This window comes from Aeromonas sp. S12(2024), from assembly GCF_041402305.1.
Taxonomy (GTDB): Bacteria; Pseudomonadota; Gammaproteobacteria; order Enterobacterales; family Aeromonadaceae; genus Aeromonas; species Aeromonas veronii.
Map to the genome: position 1 here is coordinate 176,831 of NZ_JBGLRB010000003.1, position 21,223 is coordinate 198,053.

Sequence of the window (21,223 nt, forward strand, 5' to 3'; positions counted from 1 at the left end):
CACTGACAATCTTTCCCGCTTTCTCTGCGAATTATCATTGCTCTGTTCATGCCAGTCGGTTAGCTCTGTACGTACGTCAGTCGGCAGTTCTGCTGCGTTGCGTTAGCGAGGCTCCGCTTATCCTGTTTATCACACCTTTAGCTCTTGAGATGGCGTTGAGTGCTCACATCTGCCCGTCAGGGTAATTCGTTGGGGGTAGGGGATAGGAGGTGATGGAGCGTGCTCTTGTTATCACAGGTGCCCATCAATACAGAGTGACAGGTTGGGATGTCGATAACGGATTGGCTGGGGCACGCTGGTTGGTTGGGAAGTTCGGGGCTGCACTACCGCAATCGGCTGGAGAGAGGAGCTCTGTGATAAGTGGCAGATAAAAAAAGCCCGCGCAGTGCGCGGGCTTGTTATCTCAGGATCGGTTATCAGGCCTTGGATTTCTTCTTGCTTTCAACCTTGGCTTCAACCGGGGCAGCAGTTACCGGAGCGGCTTCGGTGAACGGACGACCGTAGTAGGAGTCCAGCAGAACCTGCTTCAGCTCGCTGATCAGCGGGTAGCGCGGGTTGGCGCCGGTGCACTGGTCATCGAAAGCTTCGATAGCCAGCTGGTCAACCTTGGCCAGGAAGTCAGCTTCAGTCACGCCAGCTTCGCGGATAGAGGCCGGGATACCCAGGGTAGCCTTCAGCTCGTCCAGCCAGGTCAGCAGCTTCTCGATCTTGGCTGCGGTGCGGTCACCGGCAGCAGTCAGACCCAGGTGGTCAGCGACTTCGGCGTAACGACGACGAGCCTGCGGACGGTCGTACTGGGAGAACGCAGTCTGCTTGGTCGGGTTGTCGTTCGCGTTGTAGCGGATGACGTTGCTGATCAGCAGGGCGTTAGCCAGACCGTGCGGAATGTGGAACTCGGCACCCAGTTTGTGAGCCATGGAGTGGCACACACCCAGGAAGGCGTTGGCGAACGCGATACCGGCGATGGTGGCTGCATTGTGCACCTTCTCACGAGCGATCGGGTCGTTGGCACCGTTCTGGTAGCTGGACGGCAGGTACTCTTTCAGCATTTTCAGGGCTTGCAGCGCCTGGCCGTCGGAGTACTCGTTGGCCAGTACGGAAACATAGGCTTCCATGGCGTGAGTCACGGCATCGATACCGCCGAAGGCACACAGGGACTTCGGCATACCCATGACCAGGTTGGCATCAACGATGGCCATGTTCGGGGTCAGCTCGTAGTCAGCCAGCGGATACTTCTGACCAGACACTTCATCGGTTACTACCGCAAACGGAGTGACTTCAGAGCCGGTACCGGAAGTGGTGGTGATACAGACCAGTTCGGCCTTCACGCCCATTTTCGGGAACTTGTAGATACGCTTGCGGATGTCCATGAAGCGCATGGCCAGATCTTCGAACGCAGTGTTCGGGTGCTCGTACATCACCCACATGATCTTGGCAGCATCCATCGGTGAACCACCGCCCAGCGCCAGGATAACGTCCGGTTTGAAGGAGTTGGCCATCTCGGCACCCTTGCGAACCACAGCCAGGGTCGGGTCAGCTTCTACTTCGTAGAACACTTCCACTTCCATATTCTGTGCTTTCAGCAGGCTGACCAGTTCATCGGCGTAGCCGTTGTTGAACAGGAAGCGGTCGGTCACGACCATGGCACGCTTTTTACCTTCCAGGTCGCTCAGAGCGATCGGCAGGGAACCACGACGGAAGTAGATGGATTTCGGAAGTTTGTGCCACAGCATGTTTTCTGCCCGTTTTGCGACTGTCTTCTTGTTGATCAGGTGCTTCGGACCCACGTTTTCGGAGATGGAGTTACCGCTCCAGGAGCCGCAACCCAGGGTCAGGGACGGAGCCATTGCGAAGTTGTACAGGTCACCGATACCGCCTTGGGTAGACGGAGTGTTGATCAGGATACGCGCGGTCTTCATCTTGTCGCCGAAGTACTTGATGCGGTCAGCGTTGCGGTCCTGGTCGGTGTACAGACCGGAGGTGTGGCCGATACCACCGATGTTGACCATGTCACAGGCCATATCAACGGCGTTTTCGAAGCTGCTAGCACGGAACATACCGAGCAGCGGGGACAATTTCTCGTGAGCAAACTCATCTTCTGCACACAGCTTGACGCCTTCACCAATCAGGATCTTGGTATCAGCCGGTACAGTCACGCCTGCCATCTCGGCAATCTTGGTGGCTGGCTGGCCAACGATGTTGGCGTTCAGGGCACCGTTGATCAGGATGACTTTACGTACCTTGTCAGCATCTTCTTTGGAGAGCACGTGGCCCTTGTGGGATGCAAAGCGCTCTTTAACCTGGTCGTAGATGGCATCAACAACGATGACCGCCTGCTCGGAAGCACAGACCACGCCGTTATCGAAAGTCTTGGACATCAGGATGGAGGCAACGGCACGCTTCACGTCGGCGGTTTCGTCGATAACGATAGGTACGTTACCGGCACCCACACCGATAGCAGGCTTACCGGAGGAGTAGGCAGCTTTCACCATGCCCGGGCCACCGGTGGCCAGGATCAGGTTGATGTCTTCGTGCTTCATCAGGGCGTTGGAGAGCTCAACAGACGGTTGGTCGATCCAGCCGATGATGTCTTTCGGTGCACCAGCGGCAACAGCTGCATCCAGTACCAGCTTGGCAGCGGTATTGGTGGAGTTCTTGGCACGGGGGTGCGGGGAGAAGATGATGGCGTTGCGGGTCTTGAGCGCGATCATGGATTTGAAGATCGCAGTGGAGGTCGGGTTGGTGGTCGGAACGATACCACAGATGATACCTACCGGCTCGGCGATGGTGATGGTACCCATCTGATCATCTTCGCTCAGAATGCCGCAGGTCTTCTCGTCTTTGTACTTGTTGTAGATGTATTCGGAGGCGAAGTGGTTCTTGATAACCTTGTCTTCGATGATACCCATACCTGACTCTTCCACGGCCATCTGGGCTAGGGGGATACGGGCGTTGTTGGCGGCCAGGGCGGCGGCACGGAAGATCTTGTCTACCTGCTCTTGAGAGAAGCTGGCGAATTCACGCTGGGCTTCCTTAACGCGGGCGACCAGTGCATCCAGTTCAGCCAAATTGGTTACTGCCATGTTTATCTCCTGATTATTTGAAAACTGTTTAGTAAGACGTTGGCAATGCCCGGCAATTATAGTCGCCTTGTCAAGACGGTATCGTTGCAACAGCTTTTTCACATGCCTTACTAAATCGCTTTCTGAGTCGATTATAGAGCGGGGCTGACTCAGAAAAACTTGATCTGGATCATGTGTAACAAAAGAACAAAAGAAATTTTATTTCACAATCCTTGTTTGACTGATGTTATCGGAATGTGCATCAAAGGGAAAGGTGAGAGACTTGTTAATGCAGGGCAATAAACCACATTTATCAAGTGGTTAATTGCACTCAGTCATAGTATTACAGAGCTATTTTGGCGGTATAGGTTAGCAAATATGAGTGAATTGGTTTCAAAATCACCGACAAACGCACTTTATTCCAGCGTTTGTTGCAAAAATGATTGTTGTTTTAATCCATGACTAATCCGCTTTATTCCCCGAGGACGCCATTTCTGCCCGCTTTCCCGGTTTTTGCATTGTGACTCTCTTGCCGAGTCAATGAAGTGATGTCTGGCCTGAAATAGTGGGAAGGCAAAGCTTGGATTCTCTCGAGTCACTTGGTCATTCGGTCAGTCATCGTCGGACTCTCTGGTCATGATTAAGCAGGCTTGCGCTCACTTTTCTGGCGCGTGTCGGGCGGTAGAAAGGGCTTTTGGCATCGGTTTATGCCAGTTAGCGCGGATGCATTAGATGAACTAACTAAAAAACCCTCAAAATGGTGAGATTATTTGATTGGTACCCACTCTGGCTATGATGTAAATTTACGCACGAAATTAATGGACTGGCCCGCTGGGCCCGAAACTCTATTGGAAGGCGCCTATGGCAGCAATTGACGTCTCGTTGTATCTGAAGTTTTTTGTCGGTTTGTTCGCAATTATCAACCCGCTTGGTTTGTTGCCGGTGTTTGTCAGCCTGACCAGCCACCATACCCAGGCCGAGCGGATGAAAACCAATACCACCGCCAATATCGCGGTGATGGTGATCCTGTTGGTCTCCATGTATATGGGGCAGCTGATCCTCGATGGGTTTGGTATCTCGCTGGCATCGTTCCGTATTGCCGGTGGGTCGCTGATTACCCTGATTGCCTGGTCGATGCTGCAGGGCAAGCTGGGCGAGGTGAAGCACAACAAACAGGAAAAGGGTGAACTGGCGGTGCGCGAGTCTATCGCCGTGGTACCGCTGGCGCTGCCGCTGATGGCGGGCCCCGGTGCCATCTCCTCGGTGATTGTCTATGCCAGCCAGAGCCACTGGCAGCAGCTGCTCGGCATGTCAGTGGTTGTCGTGGTCTTCTCCTTCTGCTCCTGGCTTATCTTCCGCGCCGCGCCGCTGCTGTTCAAGATCATGGGCAACACCGGCATCAACGTGGTGACCCGTATCATGGGTCTTATCATGATGTCGCTGGGTATCGAGATCATGGTGGCCGGTATCAAGGGGGTTTTCCCCAGCCTGATGTGAGCCAGCTCCGCTTTATGAAAGCCGGTCCTCGTGACCGGCTTTTTATTGGTTGCTTTTTGCTCGGTCTTTTCTAGAATCGGTCGTTTGTGTGAAAAATGAGCGCTTTGCTGGTGTTTTAATACTGAAAAAGCGCATGCTAGCTGATTTTTTGACCAGAAAATGACGATTACCCTGACAATATCTGTTGCATTATCGGAATTGGCAGGGAATTATGCTGGGAGCGGGTTTTAACCCCGTCACTTTAAAAAATGCATGGAATGTTCTTGTTGGAGTAGGGAAATGACTCATAAAAAAACAATGATTAACACATTGCTGGTGGCTGCACTGTTTGGTGGCGTCAATGTGGCTCAGGCTGCCGATGTTCCGGCGGGAACCAAGCTGGCTGAAGTCCAGCAACTGGTAAAAGGCAACGGCTCCGAGCCTGCGACCCTTGACCCGCACAAGACCGAAGGAACGGTCGAATCCAATATCCTGCGCGACCTGTTCGAAGGTCTCGTTGCATCCGGCCCGAAAGGGGAAATTCTCCCGGCTGTGGCTGAATCTTGGGAAACCAAGGATAACAAGCACTACGTCTTCCACCTGCGCAAAGATGCCAAGTGGTCCAACGGTGACCCGGTCACTGCCCACGATTTCGTTTTTGCTTTCCAGCGTGCCGTTGATCCGAAAACCGCCTCTCCTTACTCCTGGTATCTGGAGATCCCGACTATTGCCAATGCCTCCGAGATCATCGCAGGTAAAAAGCCGGCTGATACGTTGGGCGTGAAGGCGACCGACGACTACACCTTCGAAGTGCAGCTCGAGAAAGCGATCCCTTACTTCGTCAGCATGCTCTCCCACACCACCACCTATCCGGTACCGAAGAAGGTGATCGAGAAGTTCGGTGACAAGTGGACCCAGCCGGAAAATATGGTATCCAACGGTGCCTATACCCTGAAGAACTGGGTGGTGAACGAGCGCGTCGAAGTGGAGCGCAACAAGCACTACTGGAACGATGGCAAGACCGTCATCAACAAGGTGGTCTATCTGCCCATCCAGTCTACCAACGCTGACCTGAGCCGCTATCTGGCGGGCGAAGTGGACATCACCTATCAGATGCCCATCGAGCGCTTCAAGCAGATGAAGAAAGAGAAGCCGGACGAGCTGAAAGTGACCGGTTATGTTGGTACTTACTACTACCAGTACAACGTCAAGAAGAAGCCGTTTGACGATGTGCGCGTCCGTACTGCGCTCTCCTATGCCATCGATCGCGACGTGATTGCCGACAAGGTGATGGGGCAGGGTCAGACGCCCGGTTACACCCTGGTGCCGGACTTCGTCGATGGCTTCAAGCCGGTAGCGCCCGAGTGGTCGAAGATGACCCAGGCCGAGCGTGATGCCAAGGCCAAGGCGCTGCTGCAAGAGGCCGGTTTCGATGCCAGCAAGCCGCTGAAGTTCGAGCTGCTCTACAACACCGATGACAACCACAAGAAAGTGGCTGTGGCCGTGGCCTCCATGTGGAAGAAGCTGGGGGTGCAGGTGAGCCTGGTCAACCAGGAGTGGAAAACTTACCTGGAAACCAAGAAACAGGGTCAGTTTGATGTAGGTCGTGCCGGCTGGATCGCCGACTACAACGAAGCCTCCTCCATGCTGGATCTGATGCAGACCACCCACGGCAACAACGACGGCAAGTACTCCAATCCGGAGTTCGACAAGCTGATGGATTCATCCCGTGATCAGGTTGATGTGGCGGCCCGCAACAAGCTCTACGTCCAGGCTGAAGAGATCCTGGCCAAGGACATGCCGATCGCCCCCATCTACCAGTACGTGACTGCCCGTATGGTCAAACCCTATGTAGGCGGCTATCCGGCCAACCCGCTGGATAACCTCTACAGCAAAGATATGTACATCATTGCTCACTGATTTAAAGCAACAAGTCGCATAACAAGCAGGGCCCGCCGGACGGCGGGCCTTTATTACAACCGCGACCCTTTGGAAGCAGTACAGGACAGGAAATGTCTATGTTGAAATTCATTTTTAAACGGCTATTGGAAGCGATCCCGACTCTGCTGGTCTTGATCACCGTCTCTTTCTTCATGATGCGTTTCGCCCCGGGTAACCCCTTTACCAGCGAGCGTTCACTGCCCCCCGAAGTCATCGCCAACATCGAGGCCAAATATGGGCTCGACAAACCCATTGGCATGCAATATCTCACCTACCTGGGCAACCTGGTGCAGGGTGATTTGGGCCCCTCTTTCAAATACAAGGATTTCACCGTCAATGATCTGGTGAGTCAGGCGCTGCCTGTTTCCGCCAAGATCGGGACCACGGCCTTCTTCTTCGCCGTGCTGCTGGGGGTCACCTTCGGCACCATAGCGGCACTGAAACAGAACACCATCATCGACTATCTGCTGATGTCTTCGGCCATGGCCGGGGTGGTGATCCCGGGCTTTGTGCTGGCGCCCTTGCTGGTGCTGTTTTTCAGTATTCATCTGGGTTGGTTCCCTGCCGGTGGCTGGCAGGGTGGTGGCATCCAGTTTATGGTGCTGCCGGTGTTCGGCATGATGATGTACTACATCTCCGCCATCTCGCGGATCATGCGGGGCAGTATGATCGAGACCATGAACTCCAACTTCATCCGTACCGCCCGTGCCAAGGGGTTGCCGCTGCGCCACATCATCCTGAAACACGCGCTGCGTCCGGCCATGCTGCCGGTGGTCTCCTATCTGGGCCCGGCCTTTGTCGGCATCATCACAGGTTCGGTGGTGATCGAGACCATCTTCGGTCTGCCGGGGATCGGTCAGCTGTTCGTCAACGGTGCCCTTAACCGTGATTACTCCATGGTGCTCGGTCTGACCATTCTGGTCGGCGCCCTCACCATCACCTTTAACGCCGTGGTCGATATTCTCTACGCCTTTATCGATCCCAAGATCCGTTACTAATTCGGGAGTTCATCATGGTTGTTTCAACTGAAAAACGCGATGCCGTCGAGGCGTTCGCGCAAAAGGTCGAGGTGGTGGAGGGGCGCTCCCTGTGGAAGGATGCCCGTCGCCGTTTCCTGCGCAACAAGGCGGCCCTGACCAGCCTGATCATTCTGACCATCATCGGTCTGGCGGTCATCTTTGGCCCCCATCTCTCCCAATACACCTTTGACGATCCGGACTGGGGCGCCATGCAGTCGCCGCCTGATATGGAAGCGGGTCACTACTTCGGAACCGACAGTCTGGGGCGGGATCTGTTCGTGCGCACCCTACTGGGCGGTCGCATCTCCCTGATGGTCGGCATCATGGGCGCCATGGTGGCGGTCATCATCGGTACTTTGTATGGCGCTGCCTCCGGTTTTATCGGCGGGCGGGTCGACAGCCTGATGATGCGGGTACTGGAGATCCTCAACGCTTTCCCCTTCATGTTCTTTGTCATCATGCTGGTCACCTTCTTTGGCCGCAATCTGGCACTCATCTTTATCGCCATCGGGGCGGTGAGCTGGCTCGACATGGCGCGTATCGTGCGCGGCCAGACCTTGAGCCTCAAGAGCAAGGAGTTTATCGAGGCAGCCCACGTCTGTGGCGTCTCCAAGTGGAAGATCATTACCCGCCATATCGTGCCGAACGTACTCGGTATCGTGGCCGTCTACGCCACCTTGCTGGTGCCGGGGATGATCATGTTTGAATCCTTCCTGAGTTTCCTGGGCCTTGGTGTTCAGGAACCGATGACCAGCTGGGGTGCCCTGCTGGATGAAGGCTCCAAGTCGATGGAAGTGGCCATCTGGCAACTGCTGTTCCCCGCCTGCTTTATGGTGGTGACCCTGTTTTGCTTCAACTTCCTCGGGGATGGTCTGCGTGACGCCCTCGATCCGAAAGATCGTTAATCGAGCATCGGATCGACAGGAAAGCATCACGAAAGATCGATAAGGAGTTTTTATATGAAGTTACTGGATGTGAAAGATCTGCGGGTCGAGTTCAAGACCCCGGACGGCAATGTGGTGGCGGTTAACGACCTCAACTTTTCTCTCTCTGCGGGTGAAACTCTGGGAATCGTCGGCGAGTCCGGCTCCGGCAAATCCCAGACGGCCTTTGCCATCATGGGGCTGCTGGCCAAAAACGGCATTATTACCGGTTCCGCCAAGTTTCAGGGTGAGGAGATCCTCAACCTGCCGGAGTCCAAGCTCAACAAGATCCGTTCCGAGAAGATCGCCATGATCTTCCAGGACCCCATGACCTCGCTCAACCCCTACATGAAGGTGCAGGATCAGCTGATGGAAGTGCTGATGCTGCACAAAGGGGTGAGCAAGGCGGAAGCGTTCGAAGAGTCGGTACGGATGCTCGATGCGGTCAAAATTCCTGAAGCACGCAAGCGGATGGGGATGTATCCCCACGAGTTCTCCGGCGGTATGCGTCAGCGGGTGATGATCGCCATGGCGCTGCTCTGCCGGCCGCAACTGCTGATCGCCGACGAGCCGACCACCGCGCTCGACGTGACCGTGCAGGCCCAGATCATGACCCTGATGAACGAGCTCAAGCGCGAGTTCAACACCGCCATCATCATGATCACCCACGACCTTGGCGTGGTCGCCGGTATCTGCAACAAGGTGTTGGTGATGTATGCCGGTCGTACCATGGAGTACGGCAAGGTGGACGATATCTTCTATCGTCCGAGCCACCCCTATACCGAAGGTTTGCTGCGCGCCATTCCCCGCCTCGATACAGAAGGAGAAGTGCTGCCCACCATCCCGGGTAATCCGCCCAACCTGCTGCGTCTGCCCACCGGCTGCCCCTTCCAGGAGCGTTGCCACCGGGTCAGCGAGATTTGCGGCCAGCAGTCACCAGTTCTGACCCCGTTCAACGACGGTCGAGAGCGTGCCTGTCACTGGGTTTCGGATGCCATGAACAAGGGGGCCAACTAAATGGGTGCCGACAAAAAATTGCTGTTGGAAGTGTCTGACCTCAAGGTCCACTTCAGTATCAAGAGTGGCAAGGCGTGGCCATGGGCCAAACCGTCCGATCTCAAGGCGGTCGATGGCGTGACCTTGCGTCTCTATGAGGGGGAAACCCTCGGTGTGGTGGGGGAGTCCGGCTGCGGCAAATCGACCTTTGCCCGCGCCATCATCGGTCTGGTACCGGCCACCGATGGCAAGGTGGTGTGGCTGGGTGACGATCTCACCAAGCTCGATCAGAATGCCCTGCGCGAGAAGCGCAAAGAGATCCAGATGATCTTCCAGGACCCGCTGGCCTCCCTGAACCCGCGCATGACCATCGGCGACATCATCGCCGAGCCGCTCATCACCTTCTACCCCAACCTGCCGCGGGAAGAGGTGAAAGAGAAGGTGCGCGCCATGATGAGCAAGGTGGGGCTGTTGCCCAACCTGGTCAACCGCTATCCGCACGAGTTTTCTGGCGGCCAGTGCCAGCGGATCGGGATTGCCCGGGCACTGATCCTCGAGCCCAAGATGATCATCTGCGACGAGCCGGTCTCGGCGCTGGACGTATCCATTCAGGCGCAGGTGGTCAACCTGCTCAAATCCCTGCAAAAGGAGATGGGGCTGTCGCTCATCTTCATCGCCCACGACCTGTCGGTGGTCAAGCATATCTCCGATCGGGTGCTGGTGATGTATCTGGGCAACGCCGTCGAGTTGGGGACCCGCAAGGAGATCTTCGCCAACCCGTTGCATCCGTACACCAAGGCGCTGATGTCAGCGGTGCCGATCCCGGACCCTGAGCTTGAGCGCAACAAGGTGATCCAGATCCTGGAAGGGGACTTGCCCTCACCGATGAATCCGCCGTCCGGTTGCGTGTTTCGCACCCGCTGCCCGGTGGCTGGCCCCGAGTGCGCCAAGACCCGCCCCGTGCTGGAGGGGAACTTCGATCACGCGGTCTCCTGCCTCAAGGTCGACCCGCTCTGATGGGGCTGTGTTGAACCTGCTTGCGGGGCTCCTTGATGGGGCCCCGATTTATTTTTGACGGCAGTGAAGATGCCTCTTGGCGTTATCTTTTACCGCTGCTACTATCCGCGCAACAAGGGGAGTAACTTCTCGCCGGTTTGTCGTCATTACGGTGCACCCATATCCTGCAGTGCACCCGGCAGCCGGGCAGTCGATGCAAATCAGCTGTAAGTGAGACCTTGCCGAGAGGCAAGGTGTATCTGCTCCAAACGCAAACCCACGCCTCTCGGTCGTGGGTTTTGTCGTTTTTGGGAGACGTGAAAATGGGTGAATGGTGGATGTGGACCGGTTTCTTCAGCATAGTGCTGGTCCTGTTATGGATAGACATACGCTTTGTCGGTGGCGGCAAGTCACACAAGGTGTCCCTCAAAGAGGCGGGTGTCTGGTCCCTCATCTGGGTCAGTGTGGCCCTGCTCTTCAACCTGGCCATCTGGCTTTGGCTCGATCACAGCGCGGGCCGTGAAATCGCCAACCAGAAGGGACTGGAGTTCCTCACCGGCTACCTCATCGAGAAAGCGCTGGCAGTGGACAACGTCTTCGTCTGGCTGATGCTGTTCGGCTACTTTGCCATTCCAGCCGAGCTGCAGCGCCGGGTGCTGCTGTACGGGGTACTGGGTGCCATCGTGATGCGTGCCGGTATGGTGTTCGCGGGCAGCTGGCTCATCGAGCAGTTCCACTGGATCCTCTATCTGTTTGGCGCTTTCCTGCTGCTGACCGGTGCCAAGATGCTGTGGGCGGCCGACAAGGAGCCTGATCTCGCCAACAACCCGCTGCTGGGCTGGATGCGCCGTCGCTTCAAGGTGACCGAGACCCTGGAAGGGGAGAAGTTCTTCGTCTGGCGTGACGGTGTGCGCTATGCCACCCCGCTGCTGTTGATCCTGGTGCTGGTGGAGGTGAGCGATCTTATCTTTGCGGTGGACAGTATCCCGGCCATCTTCGCGGTGACCACGGATCCCTTCATCGTGCTGACCTCCAACATCTTCGCCATCATGGGTCTGCGTGCCATGTACTTCCTGCTGGCCGGTGTGGCTGATCGCTTCGCCCTGCTCAAATACGGTCTGGCGCTGATCCTGATGTTTATCGGGGTCAAGATGCTGCTGCTGGATATCTTCAAGATCCCGACCGGCATTGCACTGGGCGTAGTCGCGTTGATCCTGCTGGCATCCATGGGGCTGAGTCTGTTTGTGACCCGTAAAAAGGCCGCTTGAGCGCGGCAGACAATTAAGCAATAACAACAAGGGCTCCCGCGGGAGCCCTTTTTCATATCGTGTTATCAGCGTTTGATCTTTTTGGGGTTGGTGTAGCCCCAGATGGTGTACATGTCCGCCAGCAGGGCGCCGTTGTACTCCTCCAGATCCGCCTGTTTCACTTCGGTTTCACCCTGACGGCCAAACAGCACCACCTCGTCACCGGGTTTCACCCCTTTCAGATCCGTCACATCCACCATGATGGTGTTCATGGAAGTCTTGCCGACCACCGGCACCTTCTGACCCTGGATCAGCACATAGGCTTTGTTGCTGAGGGCGCGGCGATAGCCATCGGAGTAGCCCAGCGGCAGGTTGGCGAGCCAGGAGTCACGCTTGAGGGTAAAGGTGCGGTCATAACCGACGGTGTTGCCCGCTGCATAGTGGTTGACCGAGGCGACCTGGGTCTTGAATGCCATCACCCGCTTGTATTCGGTGTGGGAGGGGATGGAGTCACCGTAGAGCAGGCCGCCCGGGCGCACCATGTCGAAGTAGGCGTCCGGCACGGCCAGGGTGGCGAAGGAGTTGGCGGCGTGGATGGTGATCTTGCTGCGATCCAGTTTGCCCGCTTCCAGCAGCCACTGGGAGTCCAGTTTGAACTGGGCCAGTCCCATCTTGACGTCCTCTTTCTCCTCAACCGGGAAGTGGGTCATGATGCCGACCGGGGTGATCCCCTTTAGCTTCAGCATGGCCAGCGCATCCTGCTTGGCATCGGCCAGACGCAGGTCGATGCCGTTGCGGCTCATGCCGGCGGAGTTGAGCGCGATATGCACCGGAATGGTGGTGTGGTGGCGCTGGGCGATATCGGCGATACCCTGGGCACTCACCAGACTACCGATCAGCTCCTCCATCTTGTAGGGCAGGGCCTGCTCTACTTCATCCGGAGTGGCGGCACGCACCCGCATCAGACGGCCGGTAAAGCCCTTCTCGCGGGCGACGCGCGCCTCCTCGTTGCTGGCGATGCCGATGCAGGGGATATTGGCCTTGACCACGGAGGGGACCAGCAGGTCGATGCCATGACCATAAGCGTCGGCCTTCATGATGGCGCAGATCTGCGGGCCCTTGTCGCCGAGGCGATCCTTGAGGGTCTGGATATTGTGTTCAAAGGCGCCCAGATCCACTTCCAACCAGGCGTTGCTGGCGGTTTGCTCCTGGCCGTTGCGATGATCCGTCGCAAGGGGCAGATAGGGAGCCGCAACGGCTTGGCCCGCGAGCAGGCCGAAGATCAGGGTAGCCAGCAGAGTTTTCTTGTGCATGGTGATTCCTTTTTGTTGTTCGCGTTGGATAGTTTGGACGGGGTCGGCCACATTGGTGGTGGTTTAACCACAACTTGTTGTTATTATTATGATCTTTGTCACTCTCAACAGGCGCTGACTGGTTGGGAGTCTACCGCAACACGGGTTCGGCCGACACTCGTCAGGGGAAGAAAATGGTCAATCTTGAGTTACGTTTGCCACCACCGCTGATCTTTCTGCTCTGTGCCGGGGCCATGTGGTGGCTAAGAGGGGAGAGTCAGCCCGGCATCTGGGCAATGGCGCTGATGGCTGTGCTGGTCGTGGCGGGGGCCATTATGGGCTTTGGTGCCCTGCAACGGTTTCGTCACCACCAGACCACGGTCAGCCCCACCAAACCTCAGCACACCAGTCGTCTGGTGACCTGTGGCGTCTATCGTGTCAGTCGCAATCCCATGTATCTGGGGCTGCTCTGCTGGCTGGCCGCCTGGGGCTGTTATCTCGGTGGGAGTTGGGTCTGGGTTGGGCCAATCGTGCTGGTGGCCTGGCTGACTCGCTTTCAGATCATGCCGGAGGAGCGGCTGTTGCATGCCCGTTTCGGCGACGAGTATGTGGCGTATTGCCAGCGCGTTCGCCGTTGGTGCTGACTGGCAGTGACCTGCGTGGGCTGAGCGGATAATTCGGGTCAGCCGTGCTGGATAAAGAGAACCCCGGGCGGGCCCGGGGTTCTCGAGGGGCTGGTTAGAAAAAATCGCCCTTCTCGTCCTTGGTGGGTTCGAGGCTCCAGCCGGTGGCATCGCTGCTGCTGGCAATCTGCCCCTTCTCCTTCCACAGCTTGATCTTGAGGCGCAGGTTGTTGGCTGAGTCGGCGTTCTTTACCGCCTCTTCTTCCTCAATTACCCCTTCCACCACCAGATCGAAGAGGGCACTGTCGAAGGTAACCATGCCGAGGGCCTTGGATTTTTCCATCACCTCTTTGAGGCCGCCAAATTCACCGCGCTTGATCATGTCGCGGATGGTGTGGGTGCCGAGCATGATCTCCACTGCGGCCCGGCGACCGCCATCGGTGGTTTTCACCAGCCGCTGGGAGACAAAAGCCTTGAGGTTGTTGCCCAGATCGTTGAGCAGCTGGGGGCGGCGCTCCTCGGGGAAGAAGTTGATAATGCGATCCAGCGCCTGGTTGGCGTTGTTGGCGTGCAGGGTGGAGATGGCAAGGTGGCCGGTTTCGGAGAAGGCCAGCGCATGTTCCATGGTCTCGCGATCGCGGATCTCGCCGATAAGAATGACATCCGGCGCCTGACGCAGGGTGTTTTTCAGGGCAGCGTGGAAGCTACGGGTATCCACGCCAACCTCCCGCTGGTTGATGATGCTCTTGCGGTGACGATGAACGAACTCTACCGGATCCTCGATGGTAATGATGTGCCCGCCGCTGTTGCGGTTGCGATGGTCGATAAGCGCTGCCAGCGAAGTGGATTTACCCGAGCCGGTACCGCCGACAAACAGCACCAGACCGCGTTTCTCCATGATGGTGTCGAGCAGCACAGGCGGGAGTTTGAGATCTTCAAAGCGGGGGATGTCGGTCTTGATGTTGCGGGCCACCAGAGAGACTTCGTTGCGCTGCTTGAAGATGTTGACCCGAAAGCGGCCGATCTGGGGCAGGGAGATGGCGAGGTTCATCTCCAGATCCTTCTCGAACTGCTGCTTCTGCTCGCCATCCATGATCTCGGCGGCGATCCGCGCCACTTCCCCCGGCTCCAGAGGCGTTTCGTTGAGGGGGCGCAGGCCGCCGTTAAATTTGGCGCAGGGGGGCGCGCCGGTCGACAGATAGAGGTCTGAGCCATCCTGCTTGGCCAGGATCTGTAACATGTCTCGCAATTCCATTTTTTTGCCTCGTCGATCAATGAGATGCCATGAGCGGGATGATATTGAGTGTACAGCCTCAGGCGCCGGTCAGTTTCTCGCGAAAGACAAAAAAGACCGCACCGAGAATGCAGAGCCCTGCCCAGAGATAGTCCCATTTCAGATCTTCCTTGAGATAGAAGATAGAGAAGGGGACGAATACGGTGAGTGTGATCACTTCTTGCAGGATTTTAAGTTGGCCCACGCTCATCACCGTATGGCCGATGCGGTTGGCGGGCACTTGCAGCAGGTATTCGAACAGGGCGATACCCCAGCTCACCAGGGCGGCAATGATCCAGGGTTTATGGTTCATGCTCTTGAGGTGAGCGTACCAGGCGAAGGTCATAAAGACGTTGCTGCAGAGCAGCAGACCGATACTGGTGAAAATCGGGTTCATAGGGTTCTCCTTGAAAATCCGGCGCATTTTATCCCTGAACCACGGGTTTTCATACGTGGTGCGGGAGGGTATTTTTAACCAACAGGATAAGCCGTGCGAGGTATGCGACGGGATGGGCAAGTTATGCGGGATTGTGTTGTTACTGTTATTTGCCATGCCGGTGCGAGCGACCCCGACGCTGACGGTGGCCACCGATCTGTGGCCGCCATTTCGCATCCTGCAAGCGGATGGCCGGTTGCAGGGGCTCGACATGGACATCCTGCGCCGGTTGCAACAGGCGAGCGGCATTGAGTTGCAGGTACGGCGGATGCCGTGGGGCAGGGCGCTCAAGCAGATGCAGACCGGCCAGGTCGATCTGATGATTGGCCTCGCCTATACCGCCGAGCGGGCGCAGTTCATCGACTATCTGCAGCCTGCCTACTATCAGTGCTGGCCCGCGTTTTATGGTCAGCCGGTCAATGTGGCCCGGATCCACCAATACCGCGATCTGCAGGGGGTGAAGGTGGGCTATGTGCTCAACTCCGCCTACTTTGAGCCCTTCAACAGTGACAGTCGCCTCGACAAGCACGGAGTACCCACCGAAGATCAGCTGCTGCGCATGGTGCAGCGGGGTCACCTGCCGCTGATGATTGGCACTGACTGTCAGGTGGACTATGCCCTGAGTCAGGGAAATGCCAGCCGGATAGGCAAGGCGGACTACCGCCCCGCCACGCCGGTGACCCTCTATCTGGGGATGAGCAAGCACTCACCTCACCAGTCGCTGCGCCAGCCCTTGCTGGTGGCGCTGCAAAATCTGGTGGCCAGCGGCGAGATAAGGGTGATGGCAAAGCGTTACCAGCCTTGACCTTGGGTGGCAAGCCACTGTTATTATGCCCTTTTCCTGCTTCCCCCCGGCGCTGCGACCGGGCCGGGGATGAAGCCTTGTTATTGTCGGGGATCCTCCTTGTACCTCTCCCTTATCGCCCGTCAGCAGCGCTGGCAGCGGCGCTGGCTCTGTGGCCTGACGCTGCTGACCCTGCTGCTGTTTCTCTTCTCCCTCGTCTGGGGCGAGTTTGTGCTGCTGCCCTGGCAGCCCCTTGGCGATCTCGAACAGCGCATCCTGCTGGAGCTGCGCCTGCCGCGCGCCTTGCTGGCCCTCTTGGCTGGCGCCGCGCTTGCTTGTGGCGGCGCCGTGTTGCAGGTGATGCTGCACAACCCGGTGGCCGAACCCGGGTTGCTTGGCGTTTCAAGCGGGGCAGGCCTTGCCGCCATGGTGGCGATGGCGGTGGCCAAGTCCCTCGGCCTCTATCTGCCCGGCTGGGGGCTGTCGCTGGCGGCCTTCGGTGGCGCCTTGCTGGTGACCATGTTGCTCATTCGGCTGGCTCGCCGGGCGCGTCTCGGTCATGCCCGCTTGCTGCTGTTTGGCGTCGCCATCGGTATTCTCACCAATGCCGCCATGACCTGGTTGATGTACTTTGCCGACGATGGCTCCTTGCGTGAATTCATGTTCTGGATGATGGGGAGCCTCTCTTACGGCAGCCAGCAGTTCGGCTGGTGGTGGCTGGTGCTGCCGCTTACCCTGGGCTGGCTCTGCTGGCAGGGCAAGGCGCTGCAACAGTTGTTGTTGGGGGAGACTCAGGCCCGCCTGATGGGGATGGATGTCGACAAGATGCGGGTGCGGCTGGTGCTGGCGGTCTGTCTGCTGACCGGTGTGGCGGTGTCATTGTGCGGCGTGATCGGTTTTGTCGGGTTGGTGGTGCCCCATCTGCTGCGGCTCTGCGGTGGCAGCGATCAGCGCTTTCTGCTGCCTGCTTCGGCGCTTGGCGGCGGGGCCCTGCTGCTGGCGGCCGATCTGGTTGCTCGATCCACCCTGAGCGCGGGGGAGTTGCCTATCGGCGTCATCACCGCCTCGGTGGGGGCGCCGCTCTTTATCTACCTGCTATTGAGGCAAACTGCCGATGGTGCTGCATAAATATCTGCATGATTTGGTCGGGGCGCGCAGTCTCCTTATTTACCCGTTGTTGAGGCAAGATGCCGATGTCACCCGCTGATCCCATGCCGGTTTCTTCTCGTGCTGCTGCGCCGCTGCTGGAGGCGCGCGCACTCGCCATTGCCGGACGGCTCTCTCCCCTGGATATCCGCTGGCATGGCGGCCAGTTGGTGGCGCTGCTTGGCCCCAATGGCAGTGGTAAGTCGACCCTGCTCGGGGCGCTGGCGGGGCTTTTACCCGCCGATGGCAGAGTGCTGCTGGGGGGGGAAGTGCTTACTGACATGAGTTGGCCCGAGCTAGCCAAACGGCGCGCCATGCTGCCCCAGCGTCAGCCCCAGCTGTTTCATATTCCGGTGTTTCAGGTGTTGAGCCTGGGGCTCGATGAGATGGTTGCACCTGCCAGACAGAACGAGGCGATAAATGCATTGTGCGAGGCATTGGAGCTGGAAGCCTTGCTGGCTCGTGACTTCAGCCGGTTGTCGGGGGGCGAGCAGCAGCGGGTGCTGATTGCCCGCACCCTGCTGCAGGTGTGGCCGAGCCTAAATCCGACCGGCAAGGTGCTGCTGCTGGACGAGCCGCTGGCGGGGCTCGACCTGCATCACCAGCTGGCGCTATTGCGCTTGCTGAAAACCTTGGCCGGGCAGGGCTTGCTGGTGGTGCTCGCCATCCACGATATCAATCTGGCCATCGACTGGGCCGACCGCATTCTCTGCCTGCAACAGGGCGCGGTGGTGCGCGAAGGGGGGGGCGAGCTGGTGGATGAGGCGCTGCTGGAGCAGGTATTCCAGATCCGCACCGACCGCATCGAAGCGGCAGGGCGCGTGTGGTTTATGCCCAGTTTGTAAGTAGGGTGTACAGGAAAGAGGGCGCATGTAGGGCCGATTAGCGAAGCGTAATCGGCCGACAGCAAGAAGAAGGGGCCGGTATCAAAAATACCGGCCCCTTTGGTTTTATTCGCAGTTCAAGCCTGTTTGCTCAGGCGCACCTGCGCCGCCTCTGCCAGCATCGCCAGCAGGGTTTCGGTGTCGCTCCACGACAAGCAGGCATCTGTGATGCTCTGGCCGAAGGTGGCGGCGCAGCCGTTCTCCACATCCTGACGCCCTTCCACCAGGAAGCTTTCTGCCATGATGCCGGCGATGCCGGTACGGCCGCGGCGCAGCTGATCGCAGATATCTTGCGCCACCAGCAGCTGACGGCGGTGATCCTTCATGCTGTTGCCGTGGCTGAAATCGACCACCAGACGCTCCGGCAGGCCCACATCGGCCAGCGCTTCACAGGCTTCATCGACACTGGCGGTGTCGTAGTTGGGGCGGTGGCCGCCACGCAGGATCACATGACCAAAGGGGTTACCGGCGGTGCGGTAGATGGTCATCTTGCCGTCTTTGTCCGGCGAATAGAAGATGTGGCTGTGACGGGCGGCGCGCACCGCATCGATGGCGATGCGGGTATTGCCGTCGGTGCCGTTCTTGAAGCCAACCGGGCAGGAGAGGGCCGAAGCCATCTCGCGGTGTACCTGGGATTCGGTGGTACGAGCGCCGATGGCGCCCCAGGTGATGAGGTCGGCAATATACTGGCCGGTCACCATATCGAGGAATTCGGTGGCGGTTGGCATGCCGATCTCGTTGATGTCGACCAGCAGTTTGCGCGCCAGTTTCAGCCCTTCGTTGACGTCGAAACTGCCATCGAGGCGCGGATCGTTGATGAGCCCTTTCCAGCCGACGATGGTGCGCGGCTTCTCGAAATAGGTGCGCATCACGATGCAGAGGCTCTCTTTATACTGCTCGCGCAGGGCGTTGAGGCGCTGGGCATACTCGCGAGCAGCAGCGGGATCATGGATAGAGCAGGGGCCGACAATGACCAGCAGGCGCTGATCGCCTCCGGCCAGAATGGCTTCCACTTCGCGACGGGCATCCAGCAGATTCTGGGCAATGGTATCGGTGATCGGAAACGCGTGTGCAAGCTCGCTCGGAGTGATCAGTGACTCCAGGCGACGGGTGCGCAATTCATCTGTGTGAATGGACATACAACTCAAGTCTCGAGTGGGTGGTGTCAGCCGCAAGGGGCGAAAAAGCAAAGAGATAAAATAAAGCAAAAGTCCCCTGATTGAAACCTTGGGGGGCTCTGATAGGATGTGAGGCCAAAATCGATTCCAAATGAGGTAGATAGCGTGGCAAAGCCAGGGGCAACCGGGGTCACCCGCATCATCAACGCAACCGGTTACAGCATGAAGGGGCTCAAGTCAGCCTGGATTAACGAGGCGGCTTTTCGGCAGGAGCTGATGCTGATCCTGTTGCTGATGCCGCTGGCCTTCTGGCTGGGGGATTCCCTCAACCAGATCCTGCTGCTTATCGTCATCAGCTGGCTGGTGGTGATCGTCGAGATCCTCAACTCCGCCATTGAAGCTGTGGTAGACAGGGTTGGCTCCGAGCATCATGAGCTCTCCGGTCGTGCCAAGGATTTGGGCTCTGCCGCCGTCTTTATCGCGCTAGCCCTGAACGCCCTGGTATGGGGGGCGCTGGTGGGCCGCAACCTGTTGGGGTGGTGGTAAGCCATCACGCTGCTTTGAGGTTCTGCTTCATACAAAAGCCCGTCATCACGACGGGCTTTTTGCTGCGCAGATAAGGGTCTATCAGTGGAGGATGCGGGCGCGGATGGTGCCGTTGATCTCCTTGAGCTTGGCGAGCGCCTTCTCGCTGTGCTCGGTCTCCACGTCGATCACCACGTAACCGATATGGCTGCTGGTTTGCAGGTATTGACCGGCGATGTTGATCCCCTCTTCGGCGAAGATCTGGTTGATCTGGTTCATCACGCCCGGCTGGTTGCGGTGAATGTGCAGCAGGCGGCTGGAGCCCTTGTGGCCCGGCAGCGACACTTCCGGGAAGTTAACGGCGGAGAGGGTGGAGCCATTGTCGGAGTATTTGACCAGCTTGTTGGCCACTTCCAGCCCGATGTTCTCCTGCGCCTCATGGGTGGTGCCACCGATGTGCGGGGTCAGGATAACGTTCTCCAGCCCACGCAGCGGGCTTTGGAACTCCTCGTCATTGGACTTGGGCTCGACCGGGAAGACGTCGATAGCGGCGCCAGCGATATGGCCGCTCTTGATGACGTCAGCCAAGGCGTCGATATCCACCACAGTACCACGGGCGGCGTTGATGAAGATGGCGCCCGGTTTCATCATCCGCAGCTGCTCGGCACCGATCATGTTCTTGGTGGAGGCGGTCTCCGGCACGTGCAGGCTGATGACGTCAGACATATTGAGCAGCTCGACCATGCTCGGCACCTGAATGGCGTTGCCCAGCGAGAGCTTGTTCTCGATATCGTAGTAATAAACCTTCATGCCGATGCTTTCGGCGATGATGCCAAGCTGGGTACCGATGTGGCCGTAGCCGATGATGCCGAGCTTCTTGCCGCGGGCTTCCACCGAGCGGTTGGCCAGTTTTTCCCACACGCCGCGATGGCACTTGGCGTTTTTCTCGGGGATGCCGCGCAGCAGCAGCAGGATCTCGCCCAGTACCAGCTCGGCGACCGAACGGGTGTTGGAGAAGGGGGCGTTGAAGACCGGAATTCCGCGGATCTGGGCCGCTTCCAGCTCGACCTGGTTGGTACCGATGCAGAAGCAGCCGATGGCGACCAGCTTGTTGGCGGCGTCGAGGACTTTCTCGGTGATCTGGGTGCGGGAGCGCAGCCCGATGAAATGGACGTCGCGGATCTGCTCAATCAGCTCCTCTTCGGAGAGCGAGGTCTTGAGATACTCCACACTGGTGTAACCTGCGGCACGAAAGGTCTCTACGGTGTTGGGGTGAACCCCCTCCAGCAGCAGAACCTTGATTTTATCCTTGTCCAACGAAAACTTGGCAGTCATGACGATCCCTCTGTATGTGCAAACGTAAGTGCAGATTTGGTGTGCGAAGAAAACCGTAAAGTAGCAAAAACGTTTGGGAGAGGGAATATTTGTGACGAAAGTCAAATTCTTTGAAGTTATCAACGAATGTTGTAAACATCCGTATGC

General features: G+C 57.7%; 18 protein-coding genes. 12 read left to right on the forward strand and 6 right to left on the reverse strand.

Annotation, left to right across the window (positions count from 1 at the left end; translation table 11 throughout):
* Positions 1-416: 416 nt before the first annotated feature.
* Positions 417-3,083: a bifunctional acetaldehyde-CoA/alcohol dehydrogenase gene (gene adhE / locus ACB035_RS04375; protein WP_139731881.1), complete on the reverse strand. Its 2,667-nt coding sequence runs from the start codon at positions 3,081-3,083 to the stop codon at positions 417-419.
* A gap of 840 nt (positions 3,084-3,923) precedes the next feature.
* Here adhE and ACB035_RS04380 point away from each other — a divergent pair.
* The 7 genes from ACB035_RS04380 to ACB035_RS04410 all read left to right on the forward strand — a co-directional run bounded on the left by ACB035_RS04380 (position 3,924) and on the right by ACB035_RS04410 (position 11,681).
* Positions 3,924-4,559 carry a YchE family NAAT transporter gene (locus ACB035_RS04380; RefSeq protein ID WP_005337678.1) on the forward strand — a complete coding sequence of 212 codons (636 nt, stop codon included), beginning with the start codon at positions 3,924-3,926 and terminating at the stop codon, positions 4,557-4,559.
* 279 nt (positions 4,560-4,838) lie between these two features.
* A complete protein-coding gene (locus ACB035_RS04385; RefSeq protein ID WP_005337675.1) occupies positions 4,839-6,458 on the forward strand; it encodes an ABC transporter substrate-binding protein in 1,620 nt (539 codons plus the stop codon).
* Positions 6,459-6,556: 98 nt separating this feature from the next.
* The gene (gene oppB / locus ACB035_RS04390) at positions 6,557-7,477 is read left to right on the forward strand and encodes an oligopeptide ABC transporter permease OppB (RefSeq protein WP_005337672.1); all 921 of its coding nucleotides are present in this window, start codon (positions 6,557-6,559) and stop codon (positions 7,475-7,477) included.
* A gap of 14 nt (positions 7,478-7,491) precedes the next feature.
* Entirely contained in the window at positions 7,492-8,403 is a 912-nt protein-coding gene (oppC, locus tag ACB035_RS04395; RefSeq protein ID WP_005337670.1) for an oligopeptide ABC transporter permease OppC, read from the forward strand.
* A 54-nt stretch (positions 8,404-8,457) separates the two neighbouring features.
* Positions 8,458-9,438, forward strand: coding sequence for an ABC transporter ATP-binding protein (locus tag ACB035_RS04400; protein WP_040067863.1), 981 nt, complete (start codon positions 8,458-8,460; stop codon positions 9,436-9,438).
* Complete coding sequence (oppF, locus tag ACB035_RS04405; RefSeq protein WP_005337666.1) at positions 9,439-10,434, forward strand: murein tripeptide/oligopeptide ABC transporter ATP binding protein OppF; 996 nt, start codon at positions 9,439-9,441, stop codon at positions 10,432-10,434. It abuts the gene before it with no gap.
* A 302-nt stretch (positions 10,435-10,736) separates the two neighbouring features.
* The gene (locus ACB035_RS04410) at positions 10,737-11,681 is read left to right on the forward strand and encodes a TerC family protein (RefSeq protein WP_005337664.1); all 945 of its coding nucleotides are present in this window, start codon (positions 10,737-10,739) and stop codon (positions 11,679-11,681) included.
* 65 nt (positions 11,682-11,746) lie between these two features.
* On the opposite strand, the gene alr is transcribed toward ACB035_RS04410, so the two are convergent.
* On the reverse strand, positions 11,747-12,973 hold the full coding sequence (alr, locus tag ACB035_RS04415) for an alanine racemase (RefSeq protein WP_139460685.1): 1,227 nt from the start codon (positions 12,971-12,973) through the stop codon (positions 11,747-11,749).
* Positions 12,974-13,146: 173 nt separating this feature from the next.
* Between alr and ACB035_RS04420 the strand changes: the two genes are divergently transcribed.
* Positions 13,147-13,596, forward strand: a complete 450-nt coding sequence (locus ACB035_RS04420) for an isoprenylcysteine carboxylmethyltransferase family protein (RefSeq protein ID WP_019446653.1) — start codon at positions 13,147-13,149, stop codon at positions 13,594-13,596.
* 94 nt (positions 13,597-13,690) lie between these two features.
* On the opposite strand, the gene tapW is transcribed toward ACB035_RS04420, so the two are convergent.
* Positions 13,691-14,830: a type IVa pilus ATPase TapW gene (gene tapW / locus ACB035_RS04425; protein ID WP_005361600.1), complete on the reverse strand. Its 1,140-nt coding sequence runs from the start codon at positions 14,828-14,830 to the stop codon at positions 13,691-13,693.
* 58 nt (positions 14,831-14,888) lie between these two features.
* The gene (locus ACB035_RS04430; RefSeq protein ID WP_005337656.1) at positions 14,889-15,245 is read right to left on the reverse strand and encodes a DMT family protein; all 357 of its coding nucleotides are present in this window, start codon (positions 15,243-15,245) and stop codon (positions 14,889-14,891) included.
* Positions 15,246-15,357: 112 nt separating this feature from the next.
* Here ACB035_RS04430 and ACB035_RS04435 point away from each other — a divergent pair, with 112 nt between their 5' ends.
* The 3 genes from ACB035_RS04435 to ACB035_RS04445 all read left to right on the forward strand — a co-directional run bounded on the left by ACB035_RS04435 (position 15,358) and on the right by ACB035_RS04445 (position 18,059).
* Positions 15,358-16,089: an ABC transporter substrate-binding protein gene (locus tag ACB035_RS04435; RefSeq protein ID WP_043825634.1), complete on the forward strand. Its 732-nt coding sequence runs from the start codon at positions 15,358-15,360 to the stop codon at positions 16,087-16,089.
* Between the two features lie 99 nt (positions 16,090-16,188).
* The gene (gene btuC, locus ACB035_RS04440) at positions 16,189-17,196 is read left to right on the forward strand and encodes a vitamin B12 ABC transporter permease BtuC (RefSeq protein WP_043825636.1); all 1,008 of its coding nucleotides are present in this window, start codon (positions 16,189-16,191) and stop codon (positions 17,194-17,196) included.
* Between the two features lie 65 nt (positions 17,197-17,261).
* Complete coding sequence (locus tag ACB035_RS04445; RefSeq protein WP_371166823.1) at positions 17,262-18,059, forward strand: ATP-binding cassette domain-containing protein; 798 nt, start codon at positions 17,262-17,264, stop codon at positions 18,057-18,059.
* Between the two features lie 116 nt (positions 18,060-18,175).
* Here ACB035_RS04445 and ACB035_RS04450 read toward each other — a convergent pair whose 3' ends face one another.
* Positions 18,176-19,237, reverse strand: a complete 1,062-nt coding sequence (locus ACB035_RS04450; protein WP_323917391.1) for a 3-deoxy-7-phosphoheptulonate synthase — start codon at positions 19,235-19,237, stop codon at positions 18,176-18,178.
* 144 nt (positions 19,238-19,381) lie between these two features.
* Here ACB035_RS04450 and ACB035_RS04455 point away from each other — a divergent pair, with 144 nt between their 5' ends.
* Positions 19,382-19,762, forward strand: a complete 381-nt coding sequence (locus ACB035_RS04455) for a diacylglycerol kinase (RefSeq protein WP_005337641.1) — start codon at positions 19,382-19,384, stop codon at positions 19,760-19,762.
* A gap of 81 nt (positions 19,763-19,843) precedes the next feature.
* Here ACB035_RS04455 and serA read toward each other — a convergent pair whose 3' ends face one another.
* Positions 19,844-21,076, reverse strand: a complete 1,233-nt coding sequence (gene serA / locus ACB035_RS04460) for a phosphoglycerate dehydrogenase (protein WP_005337639.1) — start codon at positions 21,074-21,076, stop codon at positions 19,844-19,846.
* Between the last annotated feature and the right edge of the window lie 147 nt (positions 21,077-21,223).

What these genes read in the sequence shown, in the direction of transcription:
- adhE (WP_139731881.1), bottom strand. Translation starts at nt 3,083, where the DNA reads ATGGCAGTAACCAATTTGGCTGAACTGGATGCACTGGTCGCCCGCGTT.
- ACB035_RS04380 (WP_005337678.1), top strand. Translation starts at nt 3,924, where the DNA reads ATGGCAGCAATTGACGTCTCGTTGTATCTGAAGTTTTTTGTCGGTTTG.
- ACB035_RS04385 (WP_005337675.1), top strand. Translation starts at nt 4,839, where the DNA reads ATGACTCATAAAAAAACAATGATTAACACATTGCTGGTGGCTGCACTG.
- oppB (WP_005337672.1), top strand. Translation starts at nt 6,557, where the DNA reads ATGTTGAAATTCATTTTTAAACGGCTATTGGAAGCGATCCCGACTCTG.
- oppC (WP_005337670.1), top strand. Translation starts at nt 7,492, where the DNA reads ATGGTTGTTTCAACTGAAAAACGCGATGCCGTCGAGGCGTTCGCGCAA.
- ACB035_RS04400 (WP_040067863.1), top strand. Translation starts at nt 8,458, where the DNA reads ATGAAGTTACTGGATGTGAAAGATCTGCGGGTCGAGTTCAAGACCCCG.
- oppF (WP_005337666.1), top strand. Translation starts at nt 9,439, where the DNA reads ATGGGTGCCGACAAAAAATTGCTGTTGGAAGTGTCTGACCTCAAGGTC.
- ACB035_RS04410 (WP_005337664.1), top strand. Translation starts at nt 10,737, where the DNA reads ATGGGTGAATGGTGGATGTGGACCGGTTTCTTCAGCATAGTGCTGGTC.
- alr (WP_139460685.1), bottom strand. Translation starts at nt 12,973, where the DNA reads ATGCACAAGAAAACTCTGCTGGCTACCCTGATCTTCGGCCTGCTCGCG.
- ACB035_RS04420 (WP_019446653.1), top strand. Translation starts at nt 13,147, where the DNA reads ATGGTCAATCTTGAGTTACGTTTGCCACCACCGCTGATCTTTCTGCTC.
- tapW (WP_005361600.1), bottom strand. Translation starts at nt 14,830, where the DNA reads ATGGAATTGCGAGACATGTTACAGATCCTGGCCAAGCAGGATGGCTCA.
- ACB035_RS04430 (WP_005337656.1), bottom strand. Translation starts at nt 15,245, where the DNA reads ATGAACCCGATTTTCACCAGTATCGGTCTGCTGCTCTGCAGCAACGTC.
- ACB035_RS04435 (WP_043825634.1), top strand. Translation starts at nt 15,358, where the DNA reads ATGGGCAAGTTATGCGGGATTGTGTTGTTACTGTTATTTGCCATGCCG.
- ACB035_RS04445 (WP_371166823.1), top strand. Translation starts at nt 17,262, where the DNA reads ATGTCACCCGCTGATCCCATGCCGGTTTCTTCTCGTGCTGCTGCGCCG.
- ACB035_RS04450 (WP_323917391.1), bottom strand. Translation starts at nt 19,237, where the DNA reads ATGTCCATTCACACAGATGAATTGCGCACCCGTCGCCTGGAGTCACTG.
- serA (WP_005337639.1), bottom strand. Translation starts at nt 21,076, where the DNA reads ATGACTGCCAAGTTTTCGTTGGACAAGGATAAAATCAAGGTTCTGCTG.